Origin of the sequence: Segatella intestinalis, from assembly GCF_029348455.1 — a bacterium.
Classification (GTDB): domain Bacteria; phylum Bacteroidota; class Bacteroidia; order Bacteroidales; family Bacteroidaceae; genus Prevotella.
Genome location: NZ_JARJVV010000011.1, coordinates 14916 through 39752 on the forward strand (window position 1 = coordinate 14916; position 24837 = coordinate 39752).

Consider the following 24837-nt stretch of genomic DNA (forward strand, 5'->3'; position numbering starts at 1 on the left):
TCTCTTAAGGTTCAAGAATTTACTTTTATTTTTTCGAATGTCAAGAAACTACTTTTAGGCTTTCGAAAAACCTCCTTAGCATTAAGAGAGGTTTTTCGAAAGCTTTTTTTAAGCCCTATTTCCTAAAAAAATAGCATATTTTTAATTTATAAGTAGAAAAAAGATAAAATCTTATACGTAATCCAACATAAATTAGTATTTTTGCAATAAAATCACACTTTTCATAAAAAAAGTGTGACGAAAGTAAAAGTCATGTGCATAGGCTGCGTGCCAAATAAAAACTCAATTATACAATTCAGATGATGCACATTATGAAAAAAGCGACAAAGCTACGACAACCATCATGTATGGTTGCAGCAAAAGACATAAAGTAGAAAGCGAATATGACGCAGGATTGCTTGAATTCTCCTTCTACAGCCGACGTAAGCTACCGCTTACCAAAGGGCATCCACGTTACTGGGGCTGATGACAAATCGGATCCAGCTATAGAAGGAATGTCCTGGAGCCATCTGCTCATTTTTGGTGATATACAGATTTACCTATGGAATAGATACGTTAAAATCCGATGAGTTGAAGGAGTGCGCTTAGTCAATCCTTCACCCTAAAAGATAATGCAAATGAACGCAATGAAAGTTGGCTTTCAAATTGCCGAGTGCAGCTTATCTTCTGCAAAACGATAATAAAATAACTTTTTTCAAAAAACAATACGCGTAACTGCTTGTAAAATAGTGGGGACGCTGTAATGGTGATATACACATGATTGCAGCTGGAAGAAGGGAGTATGCCTTGATGACAAAGGCACTTTTAGTTAAACCTGTTTAAAAATCAGAAAAGTCCAATTACTTAAAATACTCTGTATCCCCAGTAAACACTGGTGATGGAGTTGTATTGCCATAGGGGTTGGATGCTTACTTTATATTCTCTATTTGATATTTATTTAAAACGAAACTGATAGGCGTGGCTGCTTGTAAAATGGTGGGGATGCTATGTTGGTGATATACAAGTACAATTATGGTAGATATTTCTGTTCAGTTAAGTGAACAAAAGCGTAAAGTCGATTTTAAAACCTATGATATATCTGTTAAAGAGCTTATATCAATGGTTAATGATGGGATAGTTAATGTCTCACCAAATTATCAGCGTAAGTTTAGATGGGGTGATCAGCGTCAGTCAAAACTTATCGAATCTATTTTCTTAGGAATTCCTGTACCTTCATTATATATGGCAACTAATTCGGATGCAACGTGGGAGGTTATTGATGGATTACAGAGAATTAGTACAATCATTCGTTTTGCTGCAGATTTGGATTCTGAAGCAAGAAAAATAATAGGAAAACTTGATTATCTGAAACTGACAGAGTTAGATAAATTGAGTATGATGAATGGTATGACCATATCAGATATGGTACCGACATTAAGATTGGATTTTTTGTTGAAGCCATTGAAAATAGTAACGTTAAGCGATAAAAGTGATGCGCAAGTCCGTTTTGATTTGTTTGAACGTCTTAATACTGGTGGAATCAAACTATCTGATCAAGAAATTAGAAATTGTGTTTATCGTGGGAGATTTAATGATTTCATTTGTAGGCTTTCTGAAGATCCTCGATTAAGAAGTTTGACTTCTAAACCAAAATCTGCATTAGAGGATGGAACTTATGAAGAACTTGTCCTTCGTTTCTTTGCTTACCTTTATGGTAGAGATAAGTTTGTTCACGATGTTAAGGACTTTTTGAATGACTTCATGAATGGCCACTTAAATAAATTTGATGAGATTGAATACGAATCAATCTTTAATAAGGTTTTCGAACAACTGTCAAGATTGGAACATGGTATCGTTAAAGCTACAAATCGCAGACAGACTTCGACTGTTTTTTGGGAAGCCATAACGGTCGGAGCCGCTGAGGCAATTAAAAGTGGAAAAACGAATCTTAATCTTGATGATTTTTATATCTGGGTTGCTGATGATGAATTTAATAAATTAGTTACTGGTGCAACAAATTCTTCTCCGATGTTAGAGAAGCGTATAAAATATGCCAAAGATAAATTTTGTAGATAATTACTATGTTTACAGAAGTATCTTTAAGTTCGACGAAAAGGTTGTTGGAAGCAAAAAGATTGATGGAATTATGCTCTAATGATAAATTTGATGAGGAGCAAGCCACAACTGATTCTGTATTAAAAGGCGTTGTCTATGTTCTATTGTATGGAGCATTGGAGTTTACTATAACACATTGTGTTTCTAGAACTATAGAAATTTTAAATGATAAGACATTGAACTTATATGAAGTTTTACCTTCCTTGTGGGGACTTATATATGATTCCGCTTGTAAGAGGATAGAAACAGCTGGTACTAATAAAAAATGGGAAAATAGATATAAACTGTTTAAGGAACTTACTAAAGATAAGGTCATAGAACAGATTGAGTCTACTTTATTTCCTTCTTCAAATGGAAATATCAAAGAGCAACAACTTGATAGAGTTTGGAAAACATTTGGTCTTAAGGCGCCAATGTTTGAACCAGAGCATATGTCGGTTAAGCAATGTTTGTTAGAATTGGCTGAAGGAAGAATGGCTATTGCTCATGGAAGGGAATGTGCTTCACAAGTTGGTTCTTTGAAAACTGCAGGTGATTTAGAAGGATTGTATGATTCTATAAGTAGATATTGTTCTTATTTAATAGAATGTTTCACTCAATATATTAATCAAGAAGAGTATCTTCAAAAATAAGCTCTAGATGATAGAAAATATCAGGCGGTCCCATCCCGCAAAATATTTTAAATTGTCTTTAATAAAGGCGGTTCAGGGGATGTATGGAAATATAGATGGCTAAAACAATATTATTATGAGATTAACAAAATTATATCTACACAATATAGGTCCTTTTCAGAATAGTGAAATGGAACTGTTGGCAGAGGAACAGGTTGAAGCTTTGAAGAAAGATCCATCCTTGCCTTTACCTGTTGTTATAATCACAGGTGAAAATGGAACAGGTAAATCTGTATTCTTGGATGCAATAAGAACGGTCTTGAGTGGAACAACCAAGCTGGAACGTGATATTATAGCTGATCATGACGACTTCAAAATAAGCCTTGATTATCTAGAAAAAACTACCCAAAAGAATGTTTCGTCTGATTCTTTAACTCGATATAAAATTTTGGGCGTTGATACAAATGATAGTCGGTTGAATAAAATTGTTACAGATCAAGAAACTGCAGAGAAGGTTGACTGGATTGTTGATTATTGGAGTCCTGATCTAGATACAGGAAGCTTCAAAATCTCTAATCTCTCAACTATTAATCTGCAGGCCCAGATGAATAGTCCTTTTCAGAAAACTTTTGCAAACTCGAAAGTGAATCAATTTATCTGCAATCTGGATTATCTTCGTGGTAGCGATAAAGAAGAAGAAAGACAAGAGGGGCAATATCTTTATGATTTGCTTGCATCTATGCTTTCTGATTGCTTAGCCGACGGTCATTTTCTCTATGTGGCTAGAAAAACTATGATGCCAATGGTTGAGGTTAGAGGTAAGGAATTGCCATTAGATAAGTTGAGTATGGGTAATTTGTTACTCTTCAATCACTTTGTCAGCACTCTTTATCGTATGTATATTGTCAGTCAAAGATTGCATATACCTATCGAACAGGTGAATCGTCTTCATGGTGTTTTGCTTATAGATGAAATTGAGAACCATTTGCATCCTAAATGGCAACGTAAAATCATAGGTTTAATCCAAAAGTATTTTCCTAATCTTCAGTTAATAGTAACTACTCATTCACCATTTGTGGTTACCGCCGTTGATAATTCGAAGGTGTTTGTTTGTGTTTCAAGGACTGATCATTCTGAAATACTTGATGTGACTGAAAGCTATTCTAATCTTCCTGTAGATGAAGTCTTAAGTGGTGCGGTTTTTGGAGAAGTAGGACCATTTGGTACTCAAATAGCAGACTTGCTAAGAAAGAGAAAGAATGCAGCAGAAGAAGGGAATAAGGAAGAGCAGAATAAGATTGAAAAGAAGCTGTTAGAGTTAAATTCCTCTTATTTCGGCTTTTTGGATTTGTCTAGTATGTTAGCTTAAGCAGATATGAGACATATTGATAGATTGGCAGAGCCTGGAATACTAACTAAGAAGAAAGCCCAATGGTTAGCTGACTTTTTAGCTAGTGGTAAAAATAGACCGGATTCCAGTAAATATGGCCATAAAGATATTTTGGCAGCATTGAATAATATGTCCTACAACAAATGCTTTTACAGTGAGGAACGTTTGGTAGCCAAGTCAAAGAATGTCGATCATTTGATGGAGGTAGCATTAGACAAAACTAAAGCATTTGAATGGAGTAATCTCTATCTCTCATCTCCGGAATGTAATCAAGGTCGTCCTGATAACAATGATATTCCTATAGCTGATGTTTTGGATCCATGTAAGGATAGTGATGCTGAAATCCAGGCTCATATAACTTTTGATAATGAGTTAATCCAAGCCAATAATGGCTCTAAGAAGGGCTTGGATACGATCAGAAAATTTAAACTGGATAATGAGGCTTTGACATATAAAAGATGCAAATGCCTACAAAAAATTGCAGATTTGATTCTTTCTAAGAACAAAACTCGCGAGGCTGAAGGTCGGGTTTCATTTACTGATAGTGAAAAAAAAGAGATAAAAGCCTGGGCTAGCCCTGACCGTGAATTTAGTCTTATGGTAGAAGTGTATCTAAAAAAGTACAATTTTATATAAGAGTATATTCGGATGGACTATGATGGTAAGGTAGTAGTTCAAGGCTTGGATGGTTATGTCGTAGCCAATAAGCATGGTCAGCTTCTTCTCTGCTCATGAAAAAGAACAGAGAATTAAAGAATTTGGAAAATAAAAAATCAGAATTATGGCAAGTTATGATGTATTGCATGTTACGTGTCCTGTCTGTAATACAGACTTGTTGGTGAAAATTTCGTATGGAATTTATCCTGCAAGAAGTATAGAAACAGCGGATTGTCCTGTTTGTGGAAAGGAAGTACTTCGTAAGAATATCAATGGAGATATTGAAACCGAAGTTGAAAGTTTTGCTAATACTAAGAGTCAATATAAAGAATCATTTAAGAATGGAAAAAGACAATGAAAGGAATTGTATTAGCTGGTGGTAGTGGTACAAGACCGTAATACTCCATTCTATATCAATGTTGATTAGTATAAGAATAGGGAGTTGTAAACAGCCTACACCAGGCGGTCCCATCCCGCACAACCCCTCTGACGTAGACCTCTGATGGTCCGCCAACCTTATAGCGAAGCGGTTAAGAGCGACGGGAGGAGCGGTTTCCTCTTCTTCCCTGAGGTTTCTGTCCCCTACAAGGGGAACCGAAGGGGTCGTAAAGACTATTGAAGAAGACCGAGATGAGAGGTGGAGCCTTCCTTAACGGTAAGGAAGGACGGGTAGGTTTTCGAAAACAATACAAAAAATACAAATCAAATCAGAATATAACGACATAACCATAAATTTATGTGTGGAATAGTAGGATATATAGGACAAAACGAAGCATATCCAGTCCTGATAGCAGGACTGAAGAAGCTCGAATATAGAGGATATGACAGTGCCGGAGTAGCACTCGTCAATAGAGAGGACGAACTCAATGTCTATAAGACAAAGGGCAAGGTGGCAAACTTGGAAGAACTCGCAGCAGACAAAGACTGCGGAGGCCATATCGGTATAGCCCACACCCGATGGGCAACACATGGCGAACCTTCAGCCGAAAATGCACATCCCCATGTCAGTATGAGTGGTGACCTGGCTTTGGTACATAATGGCATCATCGAGAACTACCAGGTGCTGAAAGAACAACTCATAGTACGCGGTTATCAGTTCAAGAGCACAACAGATACCGAGGTGCTGGTACAGTTGATAGACTCATACTATCAGCAGAATGGTAAGGATTTGGTGTCAGCCGTTTGCCAGTCACTGAATGATGTCGTGGGCGCCTATGCCATAGCAGTCATCGAATGCAAGAACCCCACTCACATTGTGGCAGCCCGCCAGTCAAGTCCATTGGTGGTAGGCGTAGGAGCCGACAAGCAAGACTTCTATATCGCCAGTGATGCCACTCCTATCGTAGAATATACCGACCAGGTAGTCTATCTCGAAGACGGTCAGATAGCAGAAATCAGAATCGGCAAGGATATAGAGATGATCAATCTCAACCATAAGTTATGCGATTATGACATCAAGACTGTAGACCTCGACATCTCCAAACTCAGCAAGGGAGGCTTCGACCATTTCATGCTGAAAGAGATCTACGACCAGCCCCAGTGCCTGAAAGACTGTATGAGTGGTCGCCTGTTTGCGGATAAGGACAATCCATCCAACAATCACATCGTGTTGTCAGCCCTTACAGACTATAAAGACCGACTCATGTCAGCCAAGCATATCATCATCGTGGCATGCGGAACCAGTTGGCATGCCGGACTTATCGGCAAGCAGCTCATAGAGAAGATGTGTCGCAAGCGAGTAGAAGTAGAATATGCCAGCGAGTTCCGTTATGGCGAACCCGTCATCGAATCCGATGATGTAGTGATAGCCATAAGCCAGAGTGGCGAGACAGCCGACACCTTGGCAGCCATTCAACTTGCCAAGCAGCACGGAGCATTGATCTTCGGCATCGTCAATGGCGTAGGCTCATCCATCGCCCGAGAGACAGATACCGGCATCTATATTCATGTAGGACCCGAGATAGGCGTAGCGAGTACCAAGGCCTTCACCGGTCAGGTCACCGTCCTTACCCTTTTTGCCTTGGCGTTAGGTCATGAGCTTGGTACCCTTTCCGAAAAAGACTATGTAGAGACCATCGCCGAGTTGGCAGAGATACCCGGCAAGATGGAGAAAGTGTTGGAGCAGACGCCATCGATCTCCCGACTGGCTAAAGTATTCACCTATGCACATAATTTCCTCTATCTCGGTCGAGGATTCAACTATCCCGTAGCATTAGAGGGAGCCTTGAAGCTAAAGGAAATCAGCTATATCCATGCCGAGGGCTATCCTGCAGCCGAGATGAAACATGGCCCGATAGCCTTGGTAGATACCGATATGCCGATTGTATTCCTTGCCACACATCACCAGTTGTATGAGAAGATCATCAGCAATATGCAGGAAGTAAAATCCCGCAACGGACGCATCCTGGCTATTGTTACCGAAGGCGACAAACAAGTCAAGGCGATAGCCGATTCTGTGATAGAAGTACCGCAGACCGTCAATACTTTAGTCCCTCTTCTCAGCGTCGTTCCCCTGCAGATACTTGCGTATTATGTGGCCCTTTACAAAGGCTTGAATGTAGATATGCCAAGAAATCTGGCAAAGAGTGTGACGGTAGAATAAAACATTAGAAAAAAATGAATCAGCGTTTATCAAACATAGAATTGTTGAGATGTCTATCTATGTTCATGGTGCTACTATTGCACTCTTCTTTTATGATATATGGTATGCCTGGCAGTTTGGAGATTAATAATGCTCCAGGATTCTGGGGGGGGGCAAAATCTTACAGCAAGGTATAGGAATTGTAGCTGTTGATGTCTTTATTTTGATTTCTGGCTGGTTTTCAATAAAACCACGAATCTTAAGTATTTGCAGCTTTTTATTCCAAATATATTTTTTGAAGTGTTTAAGTCTGATCATCTTTGTTGTCTTAGGTAAAGTAAAATTTTGCAATGAAATATTTGCAGAGTTACTAATGCTAAAACCAGATCAGGGATGGTTTATTAAAGCATATTTGTTGTTGTATATAGTATCTCCAGTTTTAAATAAATTCTCAGAGAATACTCGACCCAAGATATTTTCAAATGTCTTGATAGCTTATTGGGTATTTCTTTTTTTATTTGGTTGGATAACGGAGTCAACAGCTTATATTAATAATGGTTACTCTATTGTTTCATTTATAGGATTGTATTTGTTGGGGAGGTATGCTAAAATATACCACCCAAAATGGTCTGATTATTCTGCAAAAAAATATCTGTCTGTTTATATAATTACAGTCGCATTCTTTTGTTGTATGATATTTATTGCAGGATTATTCAAGTTGAGACATACAGACTTGATAGCATGGAAGTTTTGTAGTTATATAAGTCCATTAACAGTTATTGGTGCAATGAGTTTATTGCTATGCTTTTCGAAGATTAACCTTCCTTACAATAAATGGATAAATATTTGTGGTAAAAGTTGTTTCTCTGTTTATTTGTTGCATGCTATGTGGGGATATTGGTTTGATGTATTAAAAAAAATCGATAGTCTATTTGAGGGATTTAATTATATGATTGTAGTATTTGCATTTTTGCTTGTTGTTTATTTGGGTTGTATATTGTTAGATCAGTTAAGATTACAAGTCTGGAAACCTATAGCAAAATGCTTTTTTGATGAAAATGGAAAATAATAATATTAAAGGTAAAACGATTACAGGTTTCTTTTGGCAATTATCTCAAAAAGTGCTGTGCCAAGTAGTAAGCTTTGGAATTTCTGTGGTTTTAGCTCGTATATTGCTGCCAAGTGATTATGGTGTGGTAGCTATATGTAGCATGTTCTTGATTTTGACTGGTATATTTATTAGCGGCGGTTTAGGAACCGCCTTAATTCAAAAGAAAGATGCCGATGATTTAGATTTCTGTACCGTTTTTTATTCAGGTATGGTCTTATCTTTGGTTGTTTATTTTGCAGTTTTTTTTGCAGCTCCTTTCATCGCAGATTTTTTTAAAAATGACCAAATAACACCTGTTATCAGAGTTTTAGCTTTAGCAATGCCAATTGGCACATTGAGCGGAGTTCAAAATGCATTTGTGTCAAGGCAGATGATATTTAAGAAGTTCTTTTATTCATCTCTGATTGGTACATTTGCTTCAGGAGCTATAGGTTTAGCTATGGCTTTAACTGGTTTTGGTGTTTGGGCTTTGGTAGGACAAAACTTAGTTTCTACTATTACGAATACGTTGGTTTTATTCTGTATCATAGACTGGCATCCCAAATTGAGATTTTCTTATGAGAGGTTTAAAGTACTGTTTTCTTTTGGTTGGAAAATGGCAGTAATTAATATTTTAACAACATTCTTCTACCAATTGAAGGGATATGTTATTGGATATAAATATTCGGCAACTCAACTTGCTTTTTACAATCGAGGAGAGGGGCTTCCCGGAATACTCTATAATAATATAAACGGAACGATTTCAGATGTTTTATTTCCTGCCTTATCGAAGTTACAAGATGACAAGGAAGCATTAAAAAGAGCCTTGAGTAGGGCTATGCGTATAAGCAGTTTCTTTCTAATGCCAGCATTATTTGGTTTGGCTGCTGTATCAAATAATCTTGTGATAATTATATTCTCAGAAAAATGGGCAGCTTCCATTCCTTTTATGCAGGTTATTTGTTTGATTTCATGTTCTGATATATTAGGGATGGCAAACTATCAAGCAATTAAAGCTGTGGGTAGAGCAGACACTTTATTGAAAATGGAATTTATAAAGCGTCCAGCAATGTTCGCTATATTGATTGCAACCATGTTTATTAGTCCTCTTGCTATAGCAGTAGGACAATTAATATATTCTATTCTGGCTTTTGTGGTGAATGCTTATCCAAATAGGAAATATATAGGTTATCCTATTAAGCAGCAGTTGAAAGATGTAGGAATGAACTTTGTTTTATCATTAATAATGGCTATAATAGTTTATTTGGTAGGATATGTTGTCAATAATATGTATATTTGTGTTGCACTTCAAATAATAGTAGGAATTTCCATATACTATTTCTTGTCTCGTGCATTCAACAAAACAGATTATGGCTATGTAATGGAGTTTGTAAAACATAAATTAAAAAGGCAATGATTTCTTCTTTACAAAAGAAACAATATATAGGACACGCTCGCCATGGTGGTCCTTATATGGAAAATAGTTTAGCATTATATCATTATTTAGTCGAAGAATTAAAGTATGATATCATAGAAGCGGATATAGTGTTCACTCTTGATGGAGTTCCTGTTTTGAATCATGGTGTGGATAAAAACTTTATCATTAAGGGGAAAGAAAATAAGATTAATATAGCAAATCATACATTTGAAACACTGAAGACTTTTGTTGGCTCTGCAACCTCCAACTATCTAACAACAGTAGAAGAATATATTAAATATGGTAAGGAGAAAGGGGTTATCATCATGTTTGATTTGACTTTCCAAAAATATACTTATTCACATTATAAGACATTATATGCATTGGTTTCAAAATACGATATGTTAGATAATGTGATATGGGGCGATGCTGATATTTTGAGATTAGCATTATTGAACCGAAACCTAATAGTTCAGGTTGGTGGCTCATGGGGAAGGAAATTATTATTCAAGTCTTTTGTCACTTCATTTTTTTGTAAGACAACTATTATGTCATTCAGTTATTATGGAGGGAACATTGAAAGTTTTCAAAATATTGTAAGATGGGGGCATCGTTTAGGATTTATAATGAAAGTTGCTACCATCAATGATTTGGATACAGCTAACCGTTTTTGGAAAATAGGAGCTGATTTAATTAATACAGATAAATTAATAAACACAAATAAAGCATATGAAAAAGGTTTTGACAGTAGGTGTATATGATCTTTTACATATAGGTCATGTTAATCTATTTAGAAGAGCTCGAGCAGTAGGTGACCAATTAGTCGTAGCCGTACAGGAGTCGGAAGTAGTTTTAAAATATAAGCCAGAAGCAAAACTTGTATATACAACCGAGGAGCGAATGTATATGGTAAAAGCTATCAGATATGTTGACGAGGTAATAACCTATAAGGCTGTAGATGATATTGTTCAGACCGCAGATTTTGACATTTTTGTAACAGGACCAGATCAGAATCATGAAGCATTCCAAAAAGCAATTAAATGGTGTAAGGCTCATGGTAAGGAACATATTGTTTTGCCCCGAACTGAAGGAATATCCTCTTCATGGCTTAAGGAACAAATTAAGACTATGTAAATGATGAAAGAAAATATGAGAATGGAAGATATCCAAAGAGTTTCGTTGGATATCTTAAAGCAGATAACAGCTATTTGCGAGAAAGAGAGGTTCCGTTATACGCTTGCATATGGCACATTAATAGGAGCTATTCGTCATAAGGGATTTATTCCATGGGATGATGATATTGACATTCAGATGCCTCGACCAGATTATGAGCGTTTCTTATCTTACCTGATTGAACATCCGTGCCCACACCTTAAGGTATTTAATCATAAATATGTAAAAGGTTATCCGCTTGGGATCTCTCGTATAGCTGATATGCGTTATAAAATAGAAGAGAAAATCTTAAAGGGGCACTGTGATATGGGTATTTTTGTTGATGTTTATCCTATTGATGGTCTTGCTGATAGCTATGAAGGAGCAAAGAATGCTTATGCCTTAACAGATAGACCACGAGCAAATTTACTTCGCATCATAGATAAGGAACAATATAAAATTAAGTTTAAACAATTGTTTTCAGATCCAAAATATTTTATTTCGAATATAATATTACGTCTGAAAGGATTAGCAAAAATTCAGAAGGAATTAGAGGAAACAGCAAGTTCTATTTCTTTTGAGAATAGTAAATATGTAGGAATTCCTAATTGGAACTGGATACAACTTGTATATAAAAAAGAATGGTATGAGAATTTTATCAAAGTACCATTTGAAGATTCAGAGTTTTTTATTTCAAAATTTTATGATGATATACTACGTGCAGAATATGGGGATTACATGCAACTACCTCCAGTAGAAAAGCGTGTTTATCATCATGGTTACTTAGCATATAAAAGATAATTATGAATAAAGCAAAAGTTAGAGCAATAGCATTTTACCTTCCTCAGTTTTATCCCACACCAGAGAATGATGAGTGGTGGGCTCCAGGATTTACAGAATGGACTAATGTAGGAAAAGCTAAACCATTGTTTCATGGACATTATCAGCCTCGAGTACCAGCTGATTTAGGCTATTATGATCTTCGCGTACCAGAGACTCGTGAAAAACAAGCTCAATTAGCCAAAGAAGCAGGACTTGAAGGATTCTGTTATTGGCATTATTGGTTTAATGGACGTAGACTTTTAGATCGAGTATTTCGAGAAGTTGTAGAATCTGGTAAGCCCGATTTTCCATTCTGTCTTTGTTGGGCTAACCACTCATGGTATGCTAAGACTTGGGATCCCAATTCGCCAGACCGTCTGCTCATCAAGCAGACCTATGGAGGTGTGGAAGATTTCACTGCACATTTTAACGCAATGTTGCCTGCTTTCAAAGACGAAAGATATATAAAGGTTGATGGTAAACCTGTTTTTGGAGTCTTTGATATTCATTTCTCAGATTTTAAACTTTTTAAGGAAACATGGAATCAACTTGCAAAGGCGAATGGATTGGGAGAGTTCTATTTCTTTGGCTTGTGTCAGCAGACGTATGAGATTCCTGCAGCTAAAGAAAATGGTTTTGATCATATTGTTGCTGGAACTTTAGTCGAGGCTCACTATTTTGCAGATTCTAAGATTCGTCGTCGTTGGGGATTCTTTAAACGTAAGCATTTTAAAGTTCCTTATGTTGTGGAATACCGTAAATATGTTGATTTTGCAATAGATTATTATAAAAATCATTACGAACAATCTCCATGGATGATACCTTGCATAGAGCCAGGATTTGATCATTCTCCGAGATCGTCTTATCGAGGTACTGTATTCAACCATTCCACTCCAGAAGAATGGGGGCGTTTATGTCACAACGTCATAAATATAGTCGATTCCAGCAAAAAACATGAAGAGAAGCTTCTGTTTGTCAAGGCATGGAACGAATGGGCTGAGGGCAATTACATGGAACCCGATATCGTTTATGGTAAGGGCTTCATAGAAGCAATGGCTAAAAGTATTTTCTAAAGATAGTTTATGATTTCTATAGTTATACCTTTATATAATAAAGAGGCCTCTATTAAACAATCTCTTAAAAGTGTTTTATCACAATCTTATGACGACTTTGAGGTTGTGATAGTGGACGATGGTTCTGCGGACGGGTCGGTTGCAGTTGTTGAGGCAATAAACGACCTGCGCATCCGACTGATTAAGCAGGAGAATGGCGGACCGAGCAAGGCTCGTAACACTGGTGTGAAGAATGCTAAGGGCGAGTGGATACTGTTCCTTGATGCAGACGACGAGATGTTGCCAGGGGCATTGGATTTCTTTAGCAAAAAGATACAGAAGCATACTAATGTAGATATGTTTTTGGGCGAGGTGATTGTCAACAATGGTAAGGCAGTGCACTTAGCAATTGAATACAAGGAAGGCGTTGTTAGCAATCCGTTCAAATCTCACGTTTTAGGACGTTTGTTTCAATGCTCAGGCACTACAGTATACAGAAAATCCATTGTAGAGGAAAATCCATTTGACGAGCGAGTGCGTCGATATGAGGATCTGCAGCGAATTTTCAAACTGTATCGCAAATACAGACTTTATCTCTGTCACAAACCAGTTGCAAAGATCAACTTGGAGTTCTCCGCTGCCTCTCGTGCCCGTAAAGACATAAAAGAAGATTTCTTGGGTCATCTTGATTTCACAGGCAAATCGTTTTGGGAGAAGATGGCGTTGTATGCGCTTTATCTCGGTGAGCGCAACTATTATCCAGAGCAATGCAGAAAGCTGTATCCTGGGCTGCATCGCAGATACGATTGGTTGTTGCTGTATAAGTTAATTCACTTCTTAAAATAGAATGACAAAATTATTAGCAATAATAAAGAAGTTGCCGGTTTTAAGTCATCTGCTCCTCTATTTATGGCAGAAACGGCATAATGGGGACAAGGTTAAGTTCTGGTACTCTACACATATATCCTATCGTTGTGGTTTTGAGGGAATGAACATGGTCGGTCCACATACCGACTTCTTTGGTTTCTTAGGTTACGGCTCTTACATCGGTGGAGACGGAATGGTTAGTGCTGAGGTAGGGCGCTTTACGTCCATCGGTCCCAACTGCCGATACATCAATGCTACCCATGCTTGTAAGGCGCCGTTCGCTACAACATGTCCTTTGTTCTTCTCTAAAAGCAACGGGAATAATCCACGAGGCAAGACTTTCGCCAATGAGCAGATGATAGAGGAGTTCAAGTTCTATGATAAAGCCAGTGAACTTGTAAACAAAATCGGTAACGACTGCTGGCTTGGTTCCAACGTCACTTTAATTGGTGGGGGAGAGATACACGATGGAGCGGTAGTCCTTGCCAATGCCGTGGTTACAAAAGATGTTCCGCCATACGCAATTGTAGGAGGTGTACCTGCAAAGATTGTTGGTTATCGGTATGATGAGGAAACAATAATATTCTTAAATAAGATAAAATGGTGGAACAATAATCCTGAATGGCTTGAGAAAAATTGGAAATTGCTTTGTGATATTGATAAGCTAAAAGGGTATTATGGTGGAGACAAATATAATAGTTAAGTAATGATTAGAATTTAGATCTTATATTTGTTGATTTGTATATATCAAATTTAATTATCAAGTATCACTAGTGTCCGGATAAAAATCTCAGAAGAGGTTAACCTCTATATATTGAGACTCTGGACTATTAATACTTAATTCTTTAGTTACTTTGAATATGGAATGGATATCATCTTGCTTAAACAGAAGCGGACCAATAGACTTAGATATAGTGTGAAGTGACTGTGGAATATTGAAGTGCTTCTTTGCTATGATAAGTAGCAGATAATCGCAAACAGCAATCCACAACTGAAGATAAACGGCATTCTCTGTAGTGCCATAAAACTTCTTAATATGTAGATGTTGCTTAATCCAGCGAAAAAACAATTCGACACTCCATCTTTCTCTGTAAAGTTCTGCAACAGTCAGAGAATCAATGGTTAAGTTGTTTGTGAGAAATCTATATACATTGCCTGTAACGGTCAACACATTTCTGGAAGTCATAACGAGAAACCAGAGACATAATCTGAGAAAATATGGTCTTTTTGTACGCATCACTGCAAATCAGAGCCATTTGAGGCCCGTCTGCGAAAGTACAAAATTTAATCCAAAAATTCAAAGAACGATATACTTAATTAATTTTCAATAACTTAGGCTATATGTTCCGGATTTTTATCCGGACAGTAGTGATATAAATTATATAGATAACTTTTCATACATAGATTATGGCTATTTTTGTAATAACGAATCAGCCAAGAAAACTCTTGGAAGATTTAAAAAAAGAAATTAATGATAAGAAAATAGATACTTGGCTATATGATAATGATGGCGATTTTTATCATGTGCCAAATCAATGGAAATTTAAAGCTTGGTTGTCACCTTTCGTGGAAGGCAATAGATTAGTCTTTGGTATTATTGGGCAAAAAGAGATAAATTTATCAACATTAGCATACGCTGTTTATCATGGACGTTTTGTCGAGATGTTGTTAAATCATTTTGACCAACAGTTTTCAGAAGTAAATATTAGTTCTCAAAAAACGCAATATGATAGATTCTAAGAAAAATAAAAGACTTATAGCTGCTCTTTTATTATGGGGCATCTTAATCTTAGCTTCTGCAATTTCGTTGTGGAAACTCCAAAAATCAGTGGGAAATTTTGATGTCAGTGAGATGTTTCCTTATGTAGCTGTATTATCTTCAATCACTGGTTGTATTTCTTTTTTATATTTGAGCAGAAGCGATAGAGGAAAAGAAACTAAAATAAATGATGACTTTATGTATTCTGAATCTCTTAGAAAAAGTATGTATTCTCCTCAAAAACAAGACAAGAATCCTAAGGAGGAGGGACGAGTGAATACTTCTGGTAGCATACATGAAAAAGATGTTGATGACGAGAATACAGCAAACGAAATCAAACATTCCTTTTTAGCTTCCGAGGAACGTATAAATAATGAGATTAAAAATTTAAAGAGAAGAGCTACAGTAAATTTGTCTTGGGGGGTAGTGCTATCAAGTGCGGCTTTGCTTTTCTTTTTCTTTTTGATTTATAATGAAGAAATTGGCAAGAATTTAGAGCAGGTATTTCTACATTTTGTTCCAAGATTGGGGTTGGTTGTTTTTGTAGAGTTGTTGGCTTATTTCTTTTTGAGACTTTATAAAACGAGTCTTGTATCAATTCAGTACTATCATAATGAATTGACTAATATTGAAACCAAAAAAATAGCTGCGATAGTTGCGGTAAAACATTGTGATGAGGCTAAAATATGGCAAACAGTAGAGTGCTTGTTGAAAGTTGAGCGAAATGTCTTATTAAAAGGAAAGGAAACAACGATTCAAATGGAAATGCTTAAAATGCAAAATGAGTATGATAACAATATGATAAATTCGATGAAATCGATGTTAGAAAAACTTATAGATAAAGTGTCTGTTTAAGATAGATATGAAAAAATCAAAGTCACCTAACGAGTGGATTGTTGTTAATCAAAAGTGTAATAATCTTGTTAAAGAACTGCGAAGAGAAGTTCTTGAAAAGAAATCCACAATGGCGAGTAAAAAGGAACGCCTTCTTCTAGGCATTTTAATGAGGCAATGTTCAAATTTGTCTGCTATCGCAGTATTGACGAAAGTATCTGTGGGCATAGGTAATTCTATATTATTCAAGTTACCGATAGGACTTCTTTTACGCAATTGTTATATGGATTGCTTACTCGGTCTCTATCTTGCTAGTGTAACGGAGGCTGATGTGTTAGAAATTTCAGAAGTTTTGCATATTGATTATGCAAAGGCTCTTTTTGATGAGTTTGAGGTATATCGAGATAAGGTAGGTGGTATTTTGCCATTTAATGATGAAATGTTGGAAAGTATTTATACCATGAATTTGGAAGATAATTTTCTTTGGGCTTATGAACCGAATAAGGATTATGATCAGATAGAATCATGTGGAGAAAGGTATTTATGGAAGGCAAGAAACAAAAAAGAGGTGAGGAGTCTGATTCCCCAAAATGAAGTTAAAAATGAGTTGAATATTAAAGTGATATTTGAAACCTTAAAAAGAATACCCCAATATTCAGAATGTGCAAAATATATATATGCTTACTATAAATTCTTTTCTCAATATGAGCATTTTTCAGAAAGTGGTTTTGGAGATGCTATAGCTGATTTTTCTAATGACAATGTGAATTTCGAAATGGCACTTGTTAGATTGGAAGAATCTATTACTGTGATTCAAGAAAAACTTAAAAATGATGAATAATACAATAAAGATTTTAGCTTACGCCTCCCAATTTCAGGAGATGTTCCTCTCCAAGGATATCTTCTTGATACCTTATTATATATGTAAGGAGCTGGGAGGCAAGTGCAAATATTTATATACCCAAAACTTGGGTAATACGGAAATCCCGAAATTGCATCGAGGTGTGACTATTGAGCGGACGAAGAACAAGAATGTATGGAAGGTGTTCTTGACGGAAATCTTGACACATGCCAAAGACATCGACGTTCTCTTCCTTACAGGTAGCAGTGCAGTTCATATGTTGGCGACTTTCCTCTATCGGAAATTGAACCCGAAAGGAAAGGTGGTGGTCTTTGGTGATATGGAGGAGCCGCAGGCACTTGAACTTAATCAAAATGGCTTCCATTATTCTGGAGGTTTGGCAGGATGGCTGAAGGATAAATTGACGGACTATTTCTTTCGTCATGTTACATATCTTGTTGCCAACACCGCAGCTTATCATCTGATGGATGACTTGTGCCAGCGTAAGCATTGGACAGGGTTGCTTCACTTTTATCCTTGTTTGGATGATGAAAAATTCCTTTCATATGGTCTTAGTCGCAAGCCTTTTGTGGAAAAGGAGAACATCATGGTTTGTGTAGGGCGTATCGGTTGCTATCAGAAAAACACCGAAATGCTTTTGAATGCTCTGCGCAATGTGGATTTGAAAGACTGGAAGATATATATGCTTGGTCCTATCACAAGTAGTTTCAATCTAAATGAAGGCGATAATTTTCAGAAAACGATAGACACTTTTTTTGAAGAATATCCGCAACATAAGGGTAAGCTTGTTTTTACGGGTATGATTTATGATCAGAAGAAAGTGTTTGAATATTACAATCGGGCGAAGGTGTTGCTTGCAACTGCAAGACATGAAGGTTTTGCTAATGTTTACAGTCAGGCTGCAGCATTAGGATGCTATGTGATAAGTACGGATGTCGGTGGTGCTGATGTGTGTTCTAATGATTGGAAGTATGGAATCAAGTTGAGGCAAAATGATAGTGTCGGCTTGGCAAATGTACTTGCTGACTTGGTTTGCGGTAAGCTTGAAGTGCCTGAAGAGTATGCTATACCTTTTGCTGAAATGAGTTATAGCTACCGAGTAAAGCGTGTGTTGTTGCCGAAGATGGGTTTAAAACCTGATATGTATAAATTGTAAGTATGGTAGCAAAGAGAGATATAACATATGATTTAATGAAGGGTCTTGCTATTTTGGCGATGCTATGCGGGCATTGTATAATTCCTAATGTTTTGCACAGCTTTATTTATATTTGGCATATGCCTTTGTTTTTCGTAGTCTCGGGTTATTTTTATCATCCAAGATCAAGAACGAAATGTTTGAAATCTTCATTTTTCGGCTTACTTGTGCCTTACTTTATTACATGTGGAGTCGCATTGGGAGTTTCGTTGGTGTTGTCTATGGAAAATTCACAAAAGATATTCTTTGGAACATTGGGCGTGTCCTCTGAATGGTTTGGAAGTAATGCCATGGTCGGATATGGAGGTAATGGTCCTCTTTGGTTTTTGATGGCTCTATTCTGGTGTCGTATTATATATGATGCATTAAGGAGGATAATTACAAATAAATGGCTATTCGGGGGGGCGATTCTATTTCTATCGGTGCTGAGTGTAGTTGTTGGAAATAAATATTATGTACCTTTTTATATAGCTCATGGAATGGCTGCACTTGTTTTTTATTATGTCGGTAATTTGGTACATTTGATGAATGTTGACAAGCGTAAATGCAAATCTATGTTCTTAATACAGATGCTTTGTGTAATGGCTTTAGGAATGATGGTTGGAGAACCATATTTCTATGCATTATATTTTCCCAATTGGATAGTAAATGTTTTGGCAGCTCTGTCAGCTTGTGCTGTCATATATTATTTGTGTAGTCAAATTAAAAACAACAAGTTTGCTCATATGTTGGCCTATATAGGAAGATTGAGCTTATTGTTATTGTCAGTACATAGTTTAGATTATATGTTTTCTTTTTCGAAAGCTATAGTATATACTAGGCTTTCGCTTGAAGGAAAAGGGGCAAGCTTATTATTTGATTCCATGCTTTTTATAATTCCACTGTTTGGAATTGTATTTTTGCCTAAAATGAGTTTAATTAGAAAAATTTTCAAAATAGCATAAAATAGATGAATAATACATCTGATATTAAAAAATGTTATGGCTGTGGAGTGTGTGCAGTTGCCTGCCATCGCAATATCATCCGAGTCAGTTTGAACAAGAAGGGGTTTTATGAGCCTATAATTGTTGATACAGACAAATGTACTCAGTGTGGTTTGTGTCGTGAAGTATGTGCATATAGTCATAATGACTTGGCTTTGAAATCACAGAAAATTCATTCTTGGGCATCTTGGAGTAATGATGAACAGGTGAGGAAAAAATGTTCAAGTGGTGGTATTGGTTTTGAAATAGGTAAGCAACTTCTTCAAGAGGGTTATAAGGTAGTTGGATGTCGCTATGATGCTACACTCCAGCGTGCGGAGCATTATATTGCAACAACAGTAGAAGAACTGATTCCGTCTATAGGTAGTAAATATATACAAAGTTACACAGAAGAAGCTTTCAAGAAAATAGATAGAAAACAAAAATATCTTGTTACGGGAACTCCTTGTCAAATAGATTCTTTTAGGAGATTTATTCGTAAATTCAGATGTGAGGATAATTTCATCTTGATGGATTTCTATTGTCATTGTGTTCCTTCTATGCATGCTTGGAAAAATTATTTAAAAATATTAAAGCCTATAGTTGGTGAAGTAACTTATGCGAGTTGGCGAAATAAATTTGAATATGGGTGGCATGATAGTTGGCTTATGGGTATAGATGGAGATAAAACATCCAAGGCCATAAACTGGCATGATTCTTATAATTTGTTAATAAAGAAAAAAAAACCTTCGTACAAAATCGAATGTCCCAAGGAGATTGGTTTTATAAGATGTTTTTAGGACATTATTGTTTAGGCGAACAATGTGTAAAGGCATGTAAGTACAAATATGACAAATCTTCTGCCGATATAAGAATAGGTGATTTATGGGGAAACACCTATAAGGATGACGAAAAAGGGGTAAGTGCTTTGGTTACATTTACAGAGAAAGGCAAGTTGTTAGTTGAGAGTTTGAATAACGCAACTCTTATAACTCAACCCCTGGATGTTGTTGCAGAAGGGCAAATGAAAGGCAATGCTCTTCCTGTCCCAATCAGTTCCCTCGTCATGTTCTTATTTGAGCACAATATTTATTTGAGTCTTAAACAATGGAATATTTTATTGGCATTATTTAATAAGCCTTTTCGAGCATACGCAAAATTAAAAAAAATATTTAAAGTATAGGAATATGAAGATAGGAATTATAACAATGCATAGAGTTCCAAACTTTGGTTCTGCTCTGCAGGCTTATGCTTTACAGCATAAATTGTTTCAACATGGAATAGATAATAAAATCATAGATTATATTTATTCTTATGCAGGATATGAGCCAAGTTTTATTCGCTATATATATGATAAGTTAAAGTATTATGCAAAGGTGATATTAAGGAGACCTGCATCTATGACTCGTTTTTTCTTTTTTCATAAGAAATATCTGAGGACAACTTTCCGGGAATATACAAGAAATGACTTGATGTATAAAAAAGCCCCAAATTTTGATGTATATATGACTGGCAGTGATCAAGTGTGGAATTGTAAGTTTACAAAAGGGGACACCAATTTCTTGTTAAAGTTTGCTCCTGCTGGTTCGGTACGTTTATCTTATGGTTCTTCTTTTGCAAGTTCGTCCATACCGAAAGAATATCAACAGGTATTTAAGGAGGAATTGGAAAAGTATGAAACAATCTTGGTGAGAGAAAAATCGGGTGTAGATATTGTGTGTGATCTGATTGGTAAAAAGGCTGAGGTTGTCTGTGATCCAACTCTTTTGCTTTCAGACAAAGAATATCATGCTTTGGCATTAAAAGGTAAACTGCATCTAAAAGATTGATATATTTTAGTTTACGTCTTGGATTATATGTACAATCCTTATCCGCATATTTATGATATTGTGAGAAAAGTAAAGGACGAATTGGGTTATAAGGTGGTTTATATTGGAACAAATGCAGTCGATCCTTCTGATGTTGATGCCATCTATATGGGGAATCATATTGGGCCATTAGAATTCCTACAACTCATGGAAAATGCCTCTTTTGTAATAACAACATCTTTCCATGGAACTGCATTTGCGACTATATTTCACAAACCTTTGTTTTCTGTGGTCCAGGATACGGAGTCTGAAGATGGTAGAATGCAGACTTTGCTTAATGCATTGAGCCAAAAGGACTCGTTGGTATATTATAAATCTGAAGTTTCTGCATCTTTGATTCATTCTGATACTATTATATCAAAAGAAGAAAAATTGAATGCGATCAGGCAAAAATCAGAGCATCTGCTAATAGACTCTATAAATACTATTAATAAAAAATGTCATGGGAAAAATAATTAAGGCAGTAAAGCCATTCATATATCAAAACAACAGCAACTTCAAGTTGGCTGTATATCAAAAATGGGAAGAATGTGGAGGTATAGTTGTCTCTTTAAGATCATTGGAAAAATATTATGAGCGTTTGTCCTATCATTTGGACTTGCCATCATTGTGGCAAAGTTCCAAAGAGGCTCGTTTGAGATTTGTTGAGGGAGCAAGTCTTAGATTTGACACATTCCCTGATTACTTAGGTTATGAAGTGATACCTATGGTTTGGGATTGCTGGCCAAGATATGTAAATAATATGGCAAGATGGTTTGAAAAGCATCATGTGCGCACTGCTTTTTTCACATCTTCACAGACTGCGGATAAAATGAGTGAGCTATGTCCTAAGGTTCATATCTATCATTTGCCGGAAGCCATAGAGACGGAACTTTATCATGCAGGGAAAAACTTGGCAGAGCGTTCCATTGATTACTTGGAATTTGGTAGATGTAGCCGAATCTTGGATTCATCGAACTTTGATAAGTCGATAAAGGTGTTGAGTAGTCGAAATGAGGCTATGGGACTGCATACTCGTGCCCAGTTGGCAGATGCGCTTGCAGATTCAAAAATAACCTTGGTGCTTACTCGCTTGGACAATCAACCAGAGTTGGCAGAAGGTATTGACACTTTGACTCAGAGATACTGGGAATGTATGTTGTCAGGAGTAGTCATTCTTGGTAGAGCGCCAAAAGAGTTGATGGATATCATAGGTTATGATCCTGTCGTTCATTTGGACAAGGAACATGCTAATGAGCAAATATTGGATATCTTAGCTCATATTGAGGATTATCAAGAGTTGGTGGATAGAAACCGAAAATCAGCTTTGGAAAAGGGGGACTGGAAACTACGAATCCGACAGATGATGGAGGTGTTGGAAGGGTTAGGTTATGAATGTAAATAGACAATGAAGAACATAGAAGATATTAAATCATCATTGAAGCGTTCTAGCTCTATTGTTTCAGGTTTGGTATTATTGACAGGTTTGGATAGAGTTTACGAGAAAATTCATGATAGTGAACTTTTAGAATATGTACCGATTAAAATTGTATCCATCATGGAGGAACATTTTCGGCAAATATATAAGGATATAATCGATAATAAAGAATATCGAGGCAACTTAAAGAAGGTGAAGTTTCTAAAGGGATTAACTTTTGATTTTGACGTAATTGAGGCATTTCAAAGCAATGAAATTTCATTGGGAGAATACTTATCATATCATTTCCCATGTACTTCTGTCAATCAAATCTTTGAACATTTAGGACAATTGCTGGGTGTTGATTTTAGACATAAATTGATTGATAAGATAATGCAGTATGAAGGTAAAGTAGATTTGCCAGATGAAGAGGCTCGAAAGAATATCTCGTATTTTTTCAAATCTGTAGAGATAATTTTTGAAATTAGACATATACTCTGTCATGAAGGTGGATTAACTAAGCCTTTAGATAATAAATTTATTATGCAGATGATTTCTGATTCACAGTTGTTTGTCCAATATGCTGACTTTTTAATTGATGATATTATGTATCCTGACTTTGATTTTACACAAGCAGCTATGAATGAAGATGCAAGTCAATCGTTTGACCAAGCAGAGAAACAACTTGAGGACATAATAGAACATCTAAAAAGCAAAGATAAAAATGGCATTTGGGATTTCTCATATCTGGAAGAATGGAAAATATATCGAGAAGCGAAAGCGAAATGTGAATCAAAGTGTTGTGAGGGCGGTTCTATGTATCCCACAGTGTATATGACGAGTAAGGCCGGTACAACAGCGAATATGATTAGCCAATTGAAGAAAGATTTTCGCTTGTATGATTGGGATGATAGAGGCATAAGTGACATTTAATCTATAAAAATGGCAAATTTTATGAATCATAGAATAGATTTATCTGACTGGATAATACATTTTGTGCATGACAGAAAGTCTGCTGACGATATGTATGCAATGGCGAATCTTTTTAAAGAAGAAAGTGATGAGGATATATCTTTGGTTTCTTATTTTGACAAGAACAGACAGCCTGTTGATTTGTCTGATAAATATTTAAATGACGAATATCCAATAGCTGAAGATGAGCCAGCGTTTGGTGTTTTAGAAAAAATACTTCATGATGGATTCATTCGAAGTGGTTGGTCGTATAGGAATTTAACCCCAACTATTTATGGGCCATATTCTGCTGTCTGCTTTACGGAAATGCCACTTTATGCTTTGATAGAATATGCTAAGGATAGAGGGGCGTGGTCTGGTTATGTGGGTAACTATGGCATAGCGTTTAGAAAGTCTGAGCTGTTTCAAGCGGGTGCTCGTCAAGTTATATATGGATTATCCTCTTTACATAAGGAGACAGATGAAAATGACTCTTATTGCGGATATGGTTTAAGAACATTAGATTCATCATGTGGAATTGGATTGGAAGAGCAGTATCGTTACGTTTATACTCGTTTAGGTGGAAGCAAGCCTATAGACTGGACTCATGAGCGTGAATGGAGGTGGGTTTTAAAAGGAGGTAATGCTGGTATTGATGGTATGCCATTTTTGCTTAGTGAAGATTATGGTTTTCAATTTAGTGAAATTGTAGTGATTGTCACATCTGATGAGGAACAAAAAGATATACTGGAACAGTTGAAGATGATGTATGATTCTGGGACAAGAGAGTGTGGCATACCCTATAACAAATCATTATTGCAATCCATAAAAGTTCTGTCTTTAGAATCTTTATCAAAGGCTAACATAAATCGAAGTAGTGTCAGAATTGAAGATATTCCATATTTGCAGATACCTGTAAAAACTGATATTGAAGTTTCTGAAGAGGTTCGTTTGAAAGTTGTTAATGCTATAAATAAAGCATATCAAGTTTCAAATGAAGCTGTTGCCAATTACTTAAAAAATAATCCTGCCTACAGAACGCCAGAATTCAATTATGGCACTGCATATGTTTATACAACAGAAGTATCAGAGATTACTCAAGCTTTGTTAAATGAAAAACTTGCTACTATTTCTGGCAATGGAAAATATTGGCTGCATATAGGAAATTATATATATGATGACATTGATTTGGAAGAAATTGGAGCAAAAGCTGCTGCTGATTTTTTAAGTCAAGATTTAGGTCAGTCATTTTCTTATTATCGTCAGTGGGATTAATT

Annotated in this window: 25 protein-coding genes and 3 pseudogenes; 27 read left to right on the forward strand and 1 reads right to left on the reverse strand. The window is 36.3% G+C overall.

The window, feature by feature from the left end; all coding sequences use genetic code 11:
* Nucleotides 1-383 precede the first annotated feature (383 nt).
* The 16 genes and pseudogenes from P3T48_RS08505 to P3T48_RS08575 all read left to right on the forward strand — a co-directional run bounded on the left by P3T48_RS08505 (nt 384) and on the right by P3T48_RS08575 (nt 14436).
* Nucleotides 384-569, forward strand: coding sequence for a hypothetical protein (locus P3T48_RS08505; RefSeq protein ID WP_276506397.1), 186 nt, complete (start codon nt 384-386; stop codon nt 567-569).
* 442 nt (nt 570-1011) lie between these two features.
* Nucleotides 1012-2055, forward strand: coding sequence for a DUF262 domain-containing protein (locus tag P3T48_RS08510; RefSeq protein ID WP_276506398.1), 1044 nt, complete (start codon nt 1012-1014; stop codon nt 2053-2055).
* Between the two features lie 5 nt (nt 2056-2060).
* Nucleotides 2061-2726: an MAE_28990/MAE_18760 family HEPN-like nuclease gene (locus tag P3T48_RS08515; protein ID WP_276506399.1), complete on the forward strand. Its 666-nt coding sequence runs from the start codon at nt 2061-2063 to the stop codon at nt 2724-2726.
* 115 nt (nt 2727-2841) lie between these two features.
* Nucleotides 2842-4074, forward strand: coding sequence for an AAA family ATPase (locus P3T48_RS08520; RefSeq protein ID WP_276506400.1), 1233 nt, complete (start codon nt 2842-2844; stop codon nt 4072-4074).
* Nucleotides 4075-4080: 6 nt separating this feature from the next.
* The gene (locus tag P3T48_RS08525) at nt 4081-4731 is read left to right on the forward strand and encodes an HNH endonuclease family protein (RefSeq protein WP_276506401.1); all 651 of its coding nucleotides are present in this window, start codon (nt 4081-4083) and stop codon (nt 4729-4731) included.
* Between the two features lie 27 nt (nt 4732-4758).
* Nucleotides 4759-4864 (forward strand): annotated as a pseudogene (locus P3T48_RS14405) (mannose-1-phosphate guanylyltransferase); the annotation flags it as partial.
* A 12-nt stretch (nt 4865-4876) separates the two neighbouring features.
* On the forward strand, nt 4877-5110 hold the full coding sequence (locus P3T48_RS08530) for a hypothetical protein (protein ID WP_276506402.1): 234 nt from the start codon (nt 4877-4879) through the stop codon (nt 5108-5110).
* 378 nt (nt 5111-5488) lie between these two features.
* The gene (glmS, locus tag P3T48_RS08535; protein ID WP_276506403.1) at nt 5489-7354 is read left to right on the forward strand and encodes a glutamine--fructose-6-phosphate transaminase (isomerizing); all 1866 of its coding nucleotides are present in this window, start codon (nt 5489-5491) and stop codon (nt 7352-7354) included.
* A 178-nt stretch (nt 7355-7532) separates the two neighbouring features.
* Nucleotides 7533-8402: an acyltransferase family protein gene (locus P3T48_RS08540; RefSeq protein ID WP_276506489.1), complete on the forward strand. Its 870-nt coding sequence runs from the start codon at nt 7533-7535 to the stop codon at nt 8400-8402.
* Entirely contained in the window at nt 8386-9840 is a 1455-nt protein-coding gene (locus P3T48_RS08545) for a lipopolysaccharide biosynthesis protein (RefSeq protein WP_276506404.1), read from the forward strand. Before P3T48_RS08540 ends, P3T48_RS08545 begins: the two co-directional genes overlap by 17 nt.
* Nucleotides 9837-10601 carry a glycerophosphodiester phosphodiesterase gene (locus tag P3T48_RS08550; protein WP_276506405.1) on the forward strand — a complete coding sequence of 255 codons (765 nt, stop codon included), beginning with the start codon at nt 9837-9839 and terminating at the stop codon, nt 10599-10601. The genes P3T48_RS08545 and P3T48_RS08550 overlap by 4 nt, the downstream gene beginning before the upstream one ends.
* On the forward strand, nt 10582-10974 hold the full coding sequence (locus P3T48_RS08555; protein WP_276506406.1) for an FAD synthase family protein: 393 nt from the start codon (nt 10582-10584) through the stop codon (nt 10972-10974). The genes P3T48_RS08550 and P3T48_RS08555 overlap by 20 nt, the downstream gene beginning before the upstream one ends.
* The gene (locus tag P3T48_RS08560; protein ID WP_276506407.1) at nt 10975-11793 is read left to right on the forward strand and encodes a LicD family protein; all 819 of its coding nucleotides are present in this window, start codon (nt 10975-10977) and stop codon (nt 11791-11793) included.
* A 2-nt stretch (nt 11794-11795) separates the two neighbouring features.
* On the forward strand, nt 11796-12887 hold the full coding sequence (locus P3T48_RS08565; protein WP_276506408.1) for a glycosyltransferase WbsX family protein: 1092 nt from the start codon (nt 11796-11798) through the stop codon (nt 12885-12887).
* A 9-nt stretch (nt 12888-12896) separates the two neighbouring features.
* Nucleotides 12897-13712 (forward strand): glycosyltransferase family 2 protein, encoded by an 816-nt coding sequence (locus tag P3T48_RS08570; RefSeq protein WP_276506409.1) that lies wholly within the window; start codon nt 12897-12899, stop codon nt 13710-13712.
* A gap of 31 nt (nt 13713-13743) precedes the next feature.
* On the forward strand, nt 13744-14436 hold the full coding sequence (locus tag P3T48_RS08575; RefSeq protein ID WP_276506410.1) for a CatB-related O-acetyltransferase: 693 nt from the start codon (nt 13744-13746) through the stop codon (nt 14434-14436).
* Nucleotides 14437-14523: 87 nt separating this feature from the next.
* Here the strand turns inward: P3T48_RS08575 and P3T48_RS14410 are convergent.
* A pseudogene (locus tag P3T48_RS14410) lies at nt 14524-14892 on the reverse strand (transposase); the annotation flags it as partial.
* A gap of 248 nt (nt 14893-15140) precedes the next feature.
* Between P3T48_RS14410 and P3T48_RS08585 the strand changes: the two are divergent.
* From P3T48_RS08585 to P3T48_RS08635, 11 genes and pseudogenes are all read left to right on the forward strand, one after another.
* Nucleotides 15141-15473 (forward strand): hypothetical protein, encoded by a 333-nt coding sequence (locus P3T48_RS08585; protein ID WP_276506411.1) that lies wholly within the window; start codon nt 15141-15143, stop codon nt 15471-15473.
* Complete coding sequence (locus tag P3T48_RS08590; protein WP_276506412.1) at nt 15460-16347, forward strand: hypothetical protein; 888 nt, start codon at nt 15460-15462, stop codon at nt 16345-16347. The genes P3T48_RS08585 and P3T48_RS08590 overlap by 14 nt, the downstream gene beginning before the upstream one ends.
* A 7-nt stretch (nt 16348-16354) precedes the next feature.
* A complete protein-coding gene (locus P3T48_RS08595) occupies nt 16355-17167 on the forward strand; it encodes a hypothetical protein (RefSeq protein ID WP_276506413.1) in 813 nt (270 codons plus the stop codon).
* Nucleotides 17160-18344 carry a glycosyltransferase gene (locus P3T48_RS08600; protein WP_276506414.1) on the forward strand — a complete coding sequence of 395 codons (1185 nt, stop codon included), beginning with the start codon at nt 17160-17162 and terminating at the stop codon, nt 18342-18344. Before P3T48_RS08595 ends, P3T48_RS08600 begins: the two co-directional genes overlap by 8 nt.
* Nucleotides 18345-18346: 2 nt before the next feature.
* Nucleotides 18347-19327, forward strand: a complete 981-nt coding sequence (locus P3T48_RS08605) for an acyltransferase family protein (protein ID WP_276506415.1) — start codon at nt 18347-18349, stop codon at nt 19325-19327.
* Between the two features lie 5 nt (nt 19328-19332).
* A complete protein-coding gene (locus P3T48_RS08610; RefSeq protein ID WP_276506416.1) occupies nt 19333-20145 on the forward strand; it encodes a 4Fe-4S dicluster domain-containing protein in 813 nt (270 codons plus the stop codon).
* Nucleotides 20136-20528: a Coenzyme F420 hydrogenase/dehydrogenase, beta subunit C-terminal domain gene (locus P3T48_RS08615; RefSeq protein WP_276506417.1), complete on the forward strand. Its 393-nt coding sequence runs from the start codon at nt 20136-20138 to the stop codon at nt 20526-20528. The genes P3T48_RS08610 and P3T48_RS08615 overlap by 10 nt, the downstream gene beginning before the upstream one ends.
* A gap of 25 nt (nt 20529-20553) precedes the next feature.
* A pseudogene (locus P3T48_RS08620) lies at nt 20554-21672 on the forward strand (polysaccharide pyruvyl transferase family protein).
* Nucleotides 21656-22597, forward strand: a complete 942-nt coding sequence (locus tag P3T48_RS08625) for a glycosyltransferase family protein (RefSeq protein WP_276506418.1) — start codon at nt 21656-21658, stop codon at nt 22595-22597. The pseudogene P3T48_RS08620 and the gene P3T48_RS08625 overlap by 17 nt, the downstream one beginning before the upstream one ends.
* Before the next feature lie 3 nt (nt 22598-22600).
* On the forward strand, nt 22601-23542 hold the full coding sequence (locus tag P3T48_RS08630; protein ID WP_276506419.1) for a lysozyme inhibitor LprI family protein: 942 nt from the start codon (nt 22601-22603) through the stop codon (nt 23540-23542).
* A 21-nt stretch (nt 23543-23563) separates the two neighbouring features.
* Nucleotides 23564-24835 (forward strand): hypothetical protein, encoded by a 1272-nt coding sequence (locus tag P3T48_RS08635; protein ID WP_276506420.1) that lies wholly within the window; start codon nt 23564-23566, stop codon nt 24833-24835.
* Nucleotides 24836-24837 lie beyond the last annotated feature (2 nt).

Bases quoted from the DNA above. Each gene is read 5' to 3' on its own strand.
- P3T48_RS08505 (WP_276506397.1), top strand. From the start codon at position 384: ATGACGCAGGATTGCTTGAATTCTCCTTCTACAGCCGACGTAAGCTAC.
- P3T48_RS08510 (WP_276506398.1), top strand. From the start codon at position 1,012: ATGGTAGATATTTCTGTTCAGTTAAGTGAACAAAAGCGTAAAGTCGAT.
- P3T48_RS08515 (WP_276506399.1), top strand. From the start codon at position 2,061: ATGTTTACAGAAGTATCTTTAAGTTCGACGAAAAGGTTGTTGGAAGCA.
- P3T48_RS08520 (WP_276506400.1), top strand. From the start codon at position 2,842: ATGAGATTAACAAAATTATATCTACACAATATAGGTCCTTTTCAGAAT.
- P3T48_RS08525 (WP_276506401.1), top strand. From the start codon at position 4,081: ATGAGACATATTGATAGATTGGCAGAGCCTGGAATACTAACTAAGAAG.
- P3T48_RS08530 (WP_276506402.1), top strand. From the start codon at position 4,877: ATGGCAAGTTATGATGTATTGCATGTTACGTGTCCTGTCTGTAATACA.
- glmS (WP_276506403.1), top strand. From the start codon at position 5,489: ATGTGTGGAATAGTAGGATATATAGGACAAAACGAAGCATATCCAGTC.
- P3T48_RS08545 (WP_276506404.1), top strand. From the start codon at position 8,386: ATGAAAATGGAAAATAATAATATTAAAGGTAAAACGATTACAGGTTTC.
- P3T48_RS08550 (WP_276506405.1), top strand. From the start codon at position 9,837: ATGATTTCTTCTTTACAAAAGAAACAATATATAGGACACGCTCGCCAT.
- P3T48_RS08560 (WP_276506407.1), top strand. From the start codon at position 10,975: ATGATGAAAGAAAATATGAGAATGGAAGATATCCAAAGAGTTTCGTTG.
- P3T48_RS08565 (WP_276506408.1), top strand. From the start codon at position 11,796: ATGAATAAAGCAAAAGTTAGAGCAATAGCATTTTACCTTCCTCAGTTT.
- P3T48_RS08570 (WP_276506409.1), top strand. From the start codon at position 12,897: ATGATTTCTATAGTTATACCTTTATATAATAAAGAGGCCTCTATTAAA.
- P3T48_RS08585 (WP_276506411.1), top strand. From the start codon at position 15,141: ATGGCTATTTTTGTAATAACGAATCAGCCAAGAAAACTCTTGGAAGAT.
- P3T48_RS08590 (WP_276506412.1), top strand. From the start codon at position 15,460: ATGATAGATTCTAAGAAAAATAAAAGACTTATAGCTGCTCTTTTATTA.
- P3T48_RS08595 (WP_276506413.1), top strand. From the start codon at position 16,355: ATGAAAAAATCAAAGTCACCTAACGAGTGGATTGTTGTTAATCAAAAG.
- P3T48_RS08600 (WP_276506414.1), top strand. From the start codon at position 17,160: ATGAATAATACAATAAAGATTTTAGCTTACGCCTCCCAATTTCAGGAG.
- P3T48_RS08605 (WP_276506415.1), top strand. From the start codon at position 18,347: ATGGTAGCAAAGAGAGATATAACATATGATTTAATGAAGGGTCTTGCT.
- P3T48_RS08610 (WP_276506416.1), top strand. From the start codon at position 19,333: ATGAATAATACATCTGATATTAAAAAATGTTATGGCTGTGGAGTGTGT.
- P3T48_RS08615 (WP_276506417.1), top strand. From the start codon at position 20,136: ATGTTTTTAGGACATTATTGTTTAGGCGAACAATGTGTAAAGGCATGT.
- P3T48_RS08625 (WP_276506418.1), top strand. From the start codon at position 21,656: ATGGGAAAAATAATTAAGGCAGTAAAGCCATTCATATATCAAAACAAC.
- P3T48_RS08630 (WP_276506419.1), top strand. From the start codon at position 22,601: ATGAAGAACATAGAAGATATTAAATCATCATTGAAGCGTTCTAGCTCT.
- P3T48_RS08635 (WP_276506420.1), top strand. From the start codon at position 23,564: ATGAATCATAGAATAGATTTATCTGACTGGATAATACATTTTGTGCAT.